A 9,748-nucleotide genomic window follows, 5' to 3' on the forward strand; every position below is an offset into this window, starting at 1 on the left:
GCAATGCGTAAGCTATGGATTGGGGTCTGCGTTGCCGCAGGGTTACTGACAGCCTGTTCAAATGATGAGGGGCAGCCGCAGCAAACCGTCAGCGCACCTAAACCTGTCGTGTGCAGCGGGCCGGTTGTCGAAATTACCGGCGCAGATCCGCAATATGAAAGCCTGAATCCGTCCGCGAATCAGGATTATCAGCGCGACGGCAAAAACTATAAGATTGTGCAGGATCCGGCGAACTTTTCTCAGGCCGGGCTTGCGGCTATCTATGATGCCGAACCCGGCAGTAACCTGACATCCTCCGGGGAAGCCTTCGATCCGATGCAGCTCACGGCGGCGCACCCGACGCTGCCTATCCCGAGCTATGCGCGCATCACTAACCTTGCCAATGGCCGGATGCTGGTAGTGCGCATCAACGATCGCGGTCCTTACGGCAATGACCGGGTAATCTCCCTGTCGCGCGCCGCCGCCGATCGCCTGAATACCTCCAACAACACCAAAGTCCGCATCGATCCGATTATCGTCGCGCCGGACGGCGGGCTTTCCGGGCCGGGTATGGCCTGCGTCAAAGTCGCGAAGCAAACCTACGCCCTTCCCGCCCGTCCGGATCTGGGCGGCGGTATGGGCAGCGCATCTTCTGCGCCGGAACCTGTTATCGATCAGGCAAATGTGCGCCCCGTCAGCAACGACACGCTACAGTCCCAGGGAAACCCCGGTGCGCCTAACGCAAGCGGCGGCTTCCTCGGCGCGCCTGTACCGCTGCAGTCCGGCGTGCTCGAAAGCAGCGAGCCGGTCGCTCAGCCAACGCAGGCCGCTCCGGTAACCGCGCCGGGCTCGGTACAGGGCAGCCCCGCACCGGCAGCCGCCGCAGCAACGACCGCACCAGCAACGCCTGCGCCGACAGCCGCTTCCGGCAGCTACGTCGTGCAGGTGGGCGCGGTCAGCGACGAAAGCCGCGGCCAGCAGTTTCAGAAAAAGCTCAGCCAGCAGTTTTCCGTGCCCGGCCGCGTTACGCAGAATGGTGCCGTATGGCGCATTCAACTGGGACCGTTTAACAGCAAAGGGGAAGCCAGCAGCCTGCAGCAGCGTCTGCAGAGCGAAGCGCAGCTCCAGTCATTTATTACTCACGCCAACTAGCTTATGAAGAATGCACACCGGGTAACCAGACATGTAAAAATCGTTAACAAAGTCGTGTCGGTTCCCGGGTGCTGCAACTTCGACCATTTGCTATAGTAGGGCACTTATTTTAATCCCATCACGGATGTTGTTGTTTTGACCATGAAGATCTCTTTCTCTGTACGCTTGCTAATCGCGACGCTCTCCGTTACGGCACTCTCTACCGCCGTCCGCGCCGACGATCTCAATATAAAAACGATGATCCCCGGCGTCCCGCAGATCGATGCCGAATCCTACATTCTCATTGATTACAACTCAGGCAAAGTGCTGGCAGAACAGAATGCCGACTCCCGCCGCGATCCGGCCAGCCTGACCAAAATGATGACCAGCTACGTTATCGGTCAGGCCATGAAAGCCGGCAAGTTCAAAGAGTCGGACATGGTCACCGTCGGCAACGACGCCTGGGCTACCGGCAATCCGGTGTTTAAGGGCTCGTCCCTGATGTTCCTCAAGCCAGGGATGCAGGTGCCGGTGTCGCAGCTGATCCGCGGTATCAACCTGCAGTCCGGCAATGACGCCTGCGTGGCTATGGCCGACTACGTCGCCGGCAGCCAGGACGCCTTCGTTGGCCTGATGAACAACTACGTCAACGCACTGGGGCTGAAAAACACCCACTTCCAGACCGTACACGGTCTGGATGCGGACGGTCAGTACAGCTCCGCCCGGGATATGGCCCTGATTGGCCAGGCGCTGATCCGCGACGTGCCGAACGAATACACCATCTATAAAGAAAAAGAGTTCACCTTTAACGGCATCCGCCAGATGAACCGCAACGGCCTGCTGTGGGACAACAGCCTGCACGTTGACGGTATTAAAACCGGCCACACCAACAAAGCGGGCTACAACCTGGTTGCCTCGGCGACAGAAGGCCAGATGCGTCTGGTCTCTGCCGTGATGGGCGGCCGCACCTTCAAGGGACGCGAAACAGAGAGCAAAAAGCTGCTGACCTGGGGCTTCCGCTTCTTTGAAACCGTTAATCCGCTGAAAGTGGGCAAAGAATTTGCTTCTGAACCGGCCTGGTTTGGCGATACCGACCGCGCTTCGCTGGGCGTTGATAAAGATGTTTACCTCACCATCCCGCGCGGTCGCATGAAGGATTTAAAAGCCAGCTACGTGCTGAACTCTCCGGAGCTGCACGCGCCGCTGCAAAAAAATCAGGTGGTTGGCACCATTAATTTCCAGCTTGATGGCAAGACCATTGAACAGCGCCCGCTGGTGGTGCTGCAGGAGATTCCGGAAGGCAATTTCTTCGGCAAAATTGTTGATTACATTAAATTAATGTTTCACCACTGGTTTGGTTAAAAGATGAACACTTGAAAGTGTGATCTTCATCCCCATATACTAAGCATGACTATTTCTGCTCCCGCGCTCATCGCGGGAGCAGTACTTTTAAATACCCGGAGCTGACATGAAAACCAAACTTAACGAACTGCTTGAATTCCCTACCTCTTTTACCTACAAGGTGATGGGTCTGGCGAAACCTGAGCTGGTTGATCAGGTGGTGGAAGTGGTACAGCGCCACGCCCCTGGTGATTACTCGCCTCAGGTAAAACCGAGCAGTAAAGGGAACTATCATTCGGTTTCTATCACCATCAACGCCACGCACGTTGAGCAGGTGGAAACTCTGTACGAAGAGCTCGGCAATATCGAAATTGTACGCATGGTTCTCTAATTCCCTGCCTGCCCGGCACCCGCCGGGCAATACCGCTGCCCCGTGTGATATACTCCTTCCCCATCATTTCTTCCGCCAGCGGAGATGTTGTTTTGGATGTTAATACGATTATCGTGCGCCAGCTCGGCGTTCAGCCCTACGAACCCGTGTCGCAGGCAATGCATGATTTTACCGATCGCCGCGATGACGATACGCCGGATGAGATCTGGCTGGTTGAGCACTCCCCCGTATTTACGCAGGGTCAGGCCGGAAAAGCTGAACATGTGCTGGCCCCGGGCAATATTCCGGTAATTCAGAGTGACAGAGGCGGCCAGGTGACCTACCATGGCCCCGGCCAGCAGGTAATGTACGTACTTCTGAACCTGAAGCGGCGCAAGCTTGGCGTCAGGGAGCTGGTGACGCTGCTGGAGCAAACCGTGGTCAACACCCTCGCTGACTACGATATTGATGCGCATCCGCGCGCAGACGCGCCCGGCGTATACGTCGGTGAAAAGAAGATTTGCTCGCTGGGATTGCGCATTCGCAAGGGCTGCTCATTTCACGGTCTGGCGCTGAACGTCAATATGGACCTGGCACCTTTTTTACGCATCAACCCCTGCGGCTACGCCGGGATGGAAATGACGCATATTCACGCAATGCGTAGCGGAGTGAATACTCAAGAAGTAGCCCCGCGTTTAGTATCGTCTTTTTTAGCATTGCTAAACAATCCTGCTCATATATATATCAATACTTAATATATTCTGCTAAAACCCGACTCTCGTCGGGTTCCCTCACTTTTTATCTGGTTGTCCTTTACATTAACTCTCTCTTTCTATATTTTCTTTTTCAGACCGAAAGAATATCAACTTTTAAATACTACTTATTAGGTATTTACTAAACAACTCAGCGAATCTTTTAATGCGCCCGGCAATGATAATAAACGCATGGACTTTTTCCCGCGAAAATATCTCTGAAGTAAACAATTAACCTTCATTCATATTATGAATGAATACGGAGTCCTGCTGTGGAATATGACTACCAGCCCCCAAACCAAATAAGTAACCATAACGGAAAAGGTTCGCCGCAAATTTTTCACACATTGCGTAATATCGACCTTAATTTACTGACTATTTTTGAAGCAGTTTACATCCACAAAGGGATTGTCAATGCGGCAAGGATACTCAACCTTACTCCTTCGGCAATTAGTCAGTCGATTAAAAAACTGCGCGCCATATTCCCCGATCCGCTGTTTATTCGTCGCGGCCACGGCGTCGTCCCCACCAGCTACGCAACGCATTTACACGAATACATCAGCCAGGGTCTGGAATCTATTCTTGGCGCACTCGATCTAACCGGCATCTACGACAAGCACAGAACAATAACCATTGGAACATCTCCCTCAATTGGCGTAGTCGTAATGCCAATTATCTATCAGGTTATTAAAGAAAAGCTTCCCCACGTGATTATAAAAAATATTCCAGTGACGGATGTTGATAGCCAGTTAGGACAATTTCAAACCGACTTAATCATTGATAGCCACATCTACACCCCGCGGGCCCTTAATAACAATATCTTGTATCGCGACAGGCTGGTGCTGGTTGCCCGCAAAGATCATCCCGCACGCAAAATTGCGTGGGGGCCGGAAACGCTCAACGAGTACGACTATACCGTGCTGATGGTCGAAGGCGTGGCCCATACTGAATATCACCGCCGGATGCAGGCTATCCTTTCCGAACAGCAAATTAGCGTCAGCAGCTATAACGTCGTCACCATTGCCGCGCTTATCAGCAACAGCGACCTGCTGGGCGTGATGCCGGAAAGCTGCTATACCCTGTTTGCCCGCTGCTGGCCCATTGAGAAAATCAGCGTTCCGCATATTGAAGAAGAGCCTATCGATATTGCGCTGTACTTCAACAGCCACAGTCTGCTGGATCCGACGCTGGAAAAAGCCATTGAGAGCATCTCTCAGGCGTTCCGCGCTGCAGGAGGCGGACATACTTCGCTGGCATAAATTCACAGCGCACAGAACGCAACATCTTCTTTACAAATTGCGGGGCAGCAGGCTGCTTTCGGCGTCCGATTGATGGTATACTCGCCGAATCTAAATTCAAAAATAGTTGATAAAAGCAACGTTACTTGAATTTGCACTATACCTTTGTTACTCGCAACTGGAACACGCAAGCTATGAGTAAACCCATTGTAATGGAACGCGGTGTTAAGTACCGCGATGCCGACAAAATGGCCCTTATCCCGGTAAAAAATGTCGCCACCGAGCGCGAGGCGCTGCTGCGCAAGCCCGAGTGGATGAAGATCAAACTGCCGGCGGACTCGTCCCGTATCCAGGGCATTAAGGCCGCCATGCGCAAAAACGGGCTGCACTCCGTTTGCGAAGAGGCTTCCTGCCCTAACCTTGCCGAGTGCTTCAACCACGGCACCGCCACCTTTATGATCCTCGGCGCGATCTGCACCCGCCGCTGCCCGTTTTGCGACGTTGCCCACGGCCGCCCCGTGACGCCCGACGCCAACGAGCCGCAGAAGCTGGCCCAGACCATCGCCGATATGGTGCTACGCTATGTGGTCATCACCTCCGTTGACCGCGACGATCTGCGCGACGGTGGCGCCCAGCACTTTGCCGACTGCATCAGCGCTATTCGTGAGAAGAGCCCGGGGATTAAAATTGAAACCCTGGTACCGGACTTCCGCGGCCGCATGGACCGCGCGCTGGACATTCTAAAAGAGACGCCGCCGGACGTGTTCAACCACAACCTTGAAAACGTACCGCGCATCTACCGCCAGGTTCGGCCGGGCGCTGACTACAACTGGTCGCTCAAGCTGCTGGAACGTTTTAAAGAGGCGCATCCGGAGCTGCCCACCAAGTCGGGCCTGATGGTGGGACTGGGCGAGACCAACGCTGAAATAGTCGAAGTAATGCGCGATCTGCGCCGCCACGGCGTCACTATGCTGACCCTCGGTCAGTATCTGCAGCCGAGCCGCCATCACCTCCCGGTGCAGCGCTACGTGAGCCCGGACGAATTTGAAGAGATGAAAGGCGAAGCGCTGGCGATGGGATTCACCCACGCGGCCTGCGGTCCTTTCGTGCGTTCGTCCTACCACGCCGATTTGCAGGCAAAGGGGATGGAAGTTAAATAGTCCTCTCGCTTCACCTGCACAAAGCCGCAGCATTCGCTGCGGTTTTTTATTGCCTCCCGCACCGTAATAATGCATGAACACCTTTGGTGAAACTTTTGACTCACCATAAAAGTCTTTATTATCTAGCCAGTTATCGTTTTTATCTCAACTTTTCAAGATGGAACGTTTCATGCATCTCCTGTTAACCCCGATTATCAGGAGCGCCCTATGTCAGCCCACCAACCTTCAGAACTGATTTATGGACTGGAAGATAAGCCCGCCCCACTTCCCGCCTTTCTTACCGCGCTTCAGCACGTCATGGCGAGTCTGGTGGGGATTATCACGCCACCGCTGATTGTCAGCGCCGCGCTCGGTCTGAACGCATACCTGCCCTGGCTTATCAGCATGTCGCTCATGGTTTCCGGCGCCGGGACGTTTATTCAGGCGCGCAGGCCGTTTGGCATTGGCGCGGGGATGATTTGCCTGCAGGACACCAGCTTCGCCTTTCTGGGGGCGATCCTCAGCGCCGGGTTTGCGGTAAAAAGTCGGGGCGGCAGCCCGGAGCAGATCATGGCGATGATATTTGGCATCACGCTCGTTGCCGCCTTTATTCCCGTCGTCGTCAGCCGCTTTACCGGGCAGCTGCGAAAAATTATTACACCGCTGGTTAGCGGTACCGTGCTGTGCCTGATTGGTATCAGCCTGATTAAAGTCAGCATCATCGACTGGGGTGGCGGCCACGGGGCGAAAAGCTTTGGCGCGCCGCACAATCTGCTTATCGGCCTGCTGACCCTGATGACCATCGTCATCTTTAGCCGCGCCAGGAACAGCTGGCTGCGCCTCGGCGCCGTGATCCTCGGTATTTCCCTCGGCACCCTGCTCGCGGCCCTCGGCGGCGGGCTACACTGGCAGCCCTTTACCCACAGCTGGATAGCCCTGCCCCAGCCGTTGCGCTTTGGCTTTGATTTTGACTACGCGCTCTTTCTGCCGATAGCCCTTATTTCACTGATCTGCATTCTTGAAACAGCGGGCGATCTGACCGCTAATTGCCTGATTTCCCGTCAGCCTGTGGAAGGCGAGCAGTATACGGCCAGGCTCAAGGGCGGCATTATGGCGGACGGCGTGAGCTGCATCCTGGCAGCGCTGTTCTCCGCGCTGCCCAGCACCACATTTGCTCAAAACAACGGCGTTATTCAGATGACCGGCTTGGCGAGCCGCCGGGTCGGCATCTGGATCGGCGGACTGCTGGTTGTGCTGGGTCTTTTTCCGACATTTGGCGCGGTGATCCAACAGATCCCTGCCCCGGTTCTGGGAGGCGCAACGCTGGTAATGTTCGGCAGCGTGCTGGCGGCGGGCATCCGAATTATGACCCAGGCGCCGCTGACGCGCCGCGATATGCTGATTATTGCCGTGTCATTCGGCATCGGTTTGGGCATTGACGCCGAACCGGACTTCCTTAGCCAGCTGCCGCCGATGGTGAAAAATCTGTTTGGTTCTGCGGTAGCGAGCGGTGGGATAGCAGCAATGCTGCTTAATCTACTATTGCCAAAGGAGAGCGCTGAGAGCACCGTTTGCCAGCCCGCTGCGGCAACAGAACGTCGGTCAGGCTGAAACAATTGGTTGCACTTATGGAACAGAAATGACAAGAGGCCGCAGCGTACTCCCGCTGCAGCCTCTCAGGCAGGGCAGGTATATCCCCGGCATGCATCGCCAGTAAGCGACGCCGCTAAAAATTGTCGCAGAGCGCGGGATTACTCTTTGTGAGAGAGCTTCTCTGCCGGGATCTCGTCTTCTGCACTCTTTTTGGCGCTGGTGTCATCTTCGTTCATGGCTTTTTTAAAGCCCTTGATTGCCGAACCCAGATCGCCACCCAGCGTGCGCAATTTTTTTGTACCAAACACCAGTACAATCAGTGCTGCAACTACCAGCAGTTTGGTAATACTAATCTCACCCATAGATACCTTCTCATTGAAACAACGACAACAATAAACGCTCTGAGCCGTAACTATATACCCGGAAAATTCACATGAAGGATAAATCAGCTCGCTGATTTGAAGGGTATTCGCAGCGGCTCTACAGGACGGAATCGACGATGTCGGTTCATCTGCTCCCGGGAGCACGGTGATATAATTAAGGCCCGTTTTAAGCGGGCACACAATAGCAATCTGTAACAAGGTGAATCAAGCAACGTTTAAAAAAACGTCATAAAATTTGCGGTGGCGCAAACCGGCGGTTCTTAAGCACCGGCAACCTGTCGCGAATGTGTTCTATTGACGCTTTACTCATCTCTGCAAAAATCAGCTGCGGCGTGACGCCCGCGCCGGCGAGGGTCACGCCGCTGGGATCGACAATGCGGCTCAGGCCGATATTTTTATTACCGCATTCACCGGCGGCCACAATGCCGCAGGTTGCGTCCAGGGCGCGGGCGGCAAGTAATGTACTCCAGTGGTGTTCCTTAAGCGGGCCTCGCACCCAGGCTGCGGGGAGGGCCAGAAGATCCGCCCCCTGCAAAGCCAGCGACAGCGCCATTTCCGGAAAACGCAGATCGTAGCAGGTCATCAGCCCCACCCGCATATCCTCAACGTCAAGCAGCGGCGGCAGCACGCTGCCGGCGTCGACCCGCCGGGACTCCTGCATGCTGAACGCATCGTACAGGTGGATTTTTTGATAGCGGGCGATAATATCACCGCCGCGCAGCGCGACCAGCGTATTGGCGGCTCTTCCCTGCGCGGTTGGCACGTGAACGGTGAGTATAGTGACGAGCCGGTTTGTCTGGCTTTCCGCGCGCAGCAGATTTAAAAAACCGCCATCGAGCGGCTGGGCCGATTTTACTGACAGATCAGGATCGCTGTCATCGCGGGCCAGCAGAGCCTCCGGCAGCACTAATAACGACGCCCCCTGCTCCGCAGCCCGGCGCATAAGCTGTACGCAGGTACGGGCATTGGTTTCCCAGTCAGGGGTTACGGCAAATTGTCCGGCAGCAACGCGCATAGTCTCTCCTGTATCAAACCGTAGCCAGAAGGCGGGCCCGGCGCTAACATTACGTATCTTTATTCAAATAGCAGGAAATCCCGGTGTTACAACTTCTTTTTGCGGTATTTATCGGCGGTGGTACCGGCAGCGTCGCGCGCTGGATGCTGGGCATGCGCCTGAACCCCTTACACCACGCGATTCCTCTGGGTACGCTGGCGGCGAATTTGCTGGGGGCTTTTATTATTGGCGCCGGGCTGGCGTGGTTCAACCGCATGAGCGGCGTCGATCCAATGTGGAAGCTGCTGATCACCACCGGCTTTTGCGGCGGCCTCACCACCTTCTCAACCTTTTCGGCAGAAGTGGTATTTTTACTGCAGGAAGGGCGATTCGGCTGGGCGCTGGCGAACGTTGCGGTAAACATACTGGGATCGTTTGCGATGACCGCGGCGGCCTTTTGGTTATTCTCCGCCACGCGCTAGGCGAAAAAAAACCCGCCGTGGCGGGTTTTTGAATTCTACTGTCGTTACGCTTACAGAGCAGTTACGTTAGCAGCAGAAGGGCCTTTGGCACCGTTAGTGATTTCGAACTCTACACGCTGACCTTCAGCCAGAGTTTTGAAACCGTTAGTCTGGATTGCAGAGAAGTGTACGAACACGTCTTTGCTGCCATCTTCCGGAGTAATGAAACCAAAGCCTTTGGACTCATTAAACCACTTAACGTTACCTTTAATCTTAGACATCAATATTACCTTTACAAGAAAATAGACACAAATGCTGTGTCGGGTAACAGTACAGCAATTGTGGAGGCTTTTGTCCAGCCCAACTT

The 9,748-nt window shown here is 54.8% G+C and carries 11 protein-coding genes; 8 read left to right on the top strand and 3 right to left on the bottom strand.

What is annotated here, in order from left to right; genetic code table 11:
* Window positions 1-3: 3 nt before the first annotated feature.
* From rlpA to QZ766_RS16865, 7 genes are all read left to right on the top strand, one after another.
* Window positions 4-1,131 (top strand): endolytic peptidoglycan transglycosylase RlpA, encoded by a 1,128-nt coding sequence (rlpA, locus tag QZ766_RS16835; RefSeq protein ID WP_297203955.1) that lies wholly within the window; start codon window positions 4-6, stop codon window positions 1,129-1,131.
* 141 nt (window positions 1,132-1,272) lie between these two features.
* Complete coding sequence (gene dacA / locus QZ766_RS16840; protein ID WP_297204021.1) at window positions 1,273-2,472, top strand: D-alanyl-D-alanine carboxypeptidase DacA; 1,200 nt, start codon at window positions 1,273-1,275, stop codon at window positions 2,470-2,472.
* 106 nt (window positions 2,473-2,578) lie between these two features.
* On the top strand, window positions 2,579-2,842 hold the full coding sequence (gene ybeD / locus QZ766_RS16845; RefSeq protein WP_297203958.1) for a DUF493 family protein YbeD: 264 nt from the start codon (window positions 2,579-2,581) through the stop codon (window positions 2,840-2,842).
* Between the two features lie 92 nt (window positions 2,843-2,934).
* Window positions 2,935-3,576, top strand: coding sequence for a lipoyl(octanoyl) transferase LipB (lipB, locus tag QZ766_RS16850; RefSeq protein WP_297203960.1), 642 nt, complete (start codon window positions 2,935-2,937; stop codon window positions 3,574-3,576).
* Between the two features lie 269 nt (window positions 3,577-3,845).
* On the top strand, window positions 3,846-4,832 hold the full coding sequence (locus QZ766_RS16855) for a YbeF family transcriptional regulator (protein ID WP_297203963.1): 987 nt from the start codon (window positions 3,846-3,848) through the stop codon (window positions 4,830-4,832).
* Window positions 4,833-5,005: 173 nt separating this feature from the next.
* The gene (gene lipA / locus QZ766_RS16860) at window positions 5,006-5,971 is read left to right on the top strand and encodes a lipoyl synthase (protein ID WP_297203966.1); all 966 of its coding nucleotides are present in this window, start codon (window positions 5,006-5,008) and stop codon (window positions 5,969-5,971) included.
* A gap of 207 nt (window positions 5,972-6,178) precedes the next feature.
* Window positions 6,179-7,561 (top strand): nucleobase:cation symporter-2 family protein, encoded by a 1,383-nt coding sequence (locus QZ766_RS16865; protein ID WP_297203970.1) that lies wholly within the window; start codon window positions 6,179-6,181, stop codon window positions 7,559-7,561.
* Between the two features lie 140 nt (window positions 7,562-7,701).
* Here the strand turns inward: QZ766_RS16865 and tatE are convergent, their stop codons facing one another.
* Both tatE and QZ766_RS16875 read right to left on the bottom strand, forming a co-directional pair.
* A complete protein-coding gene (gene tatE, locus QZ766_RS16870; protein WP_297203972.1) occupies window positions 7,702-7,905 on the bottom strand; it encodes a twin-arginine translocase subunit TatE in 204 nt (67 codons plus the stop codon).
* Window positions 7,906-8,152: 247 nt separating this feature from the next.
* Window positions 8,153-8,941, bottom strand: coding sequence for a deaminated glutathione amidase (locus QZ766_RS16875; RefSeq protein ID WP_297203975.1), 789 nt, complete (start codon window positions 8,939-8,941; stop codon window positions 8,153-8,155).
* Window positions 8,942-9,024: 83 nt separating this feature from the next.
* Here QZ766_RS16875 and crcB point away from each other — a divergent pair, with 83 nt between their 5' ends.
* Window positions 9,025-9,402 (top strand): fluoride efflux transporter CrcB, encoded by a 378-nt coding sequence (gene crcB, locus QZ766_RS16880; protein ID WP_297203978.1) that lies wholly within the window; start codon window positions 9,025-9,027, stop codon window positions 9,400-9,402.
* Window positions 9,403-9,452: 50 nt separating this feature from the next.
* Here the strand turns inward: crcB and cspE are convergent, their stop codons facing one another.
* Window positions 9,453-9,662 carry a transcription antiterminator/RNA stability regulator CspE gene (cspE, locus tag QZ766_RS16885; RefSeq protein ID WP_000034826.1) on the bottom strand — a complete coding sequence of 70 codons (210 nt, stop codon included), beginning with the start codon at window positions 9,660-9,662 and terminating at the stop codon, window positions 9,453-9,455.
* Window positions 9,663-9,748 lie beyond the last annotated feature (86 nt).

Origin of the sequence: uncultured Pluralibacter sp. (assembly GCF_913775985.1) — a bacterium.
In the GTDB taxonomy this organism is placed as follows: Bacteria; Pseudomonadota; Gammaproteobacteria; order Enterobacterales; family Enterobacteriaceae; genus Pluralibacter.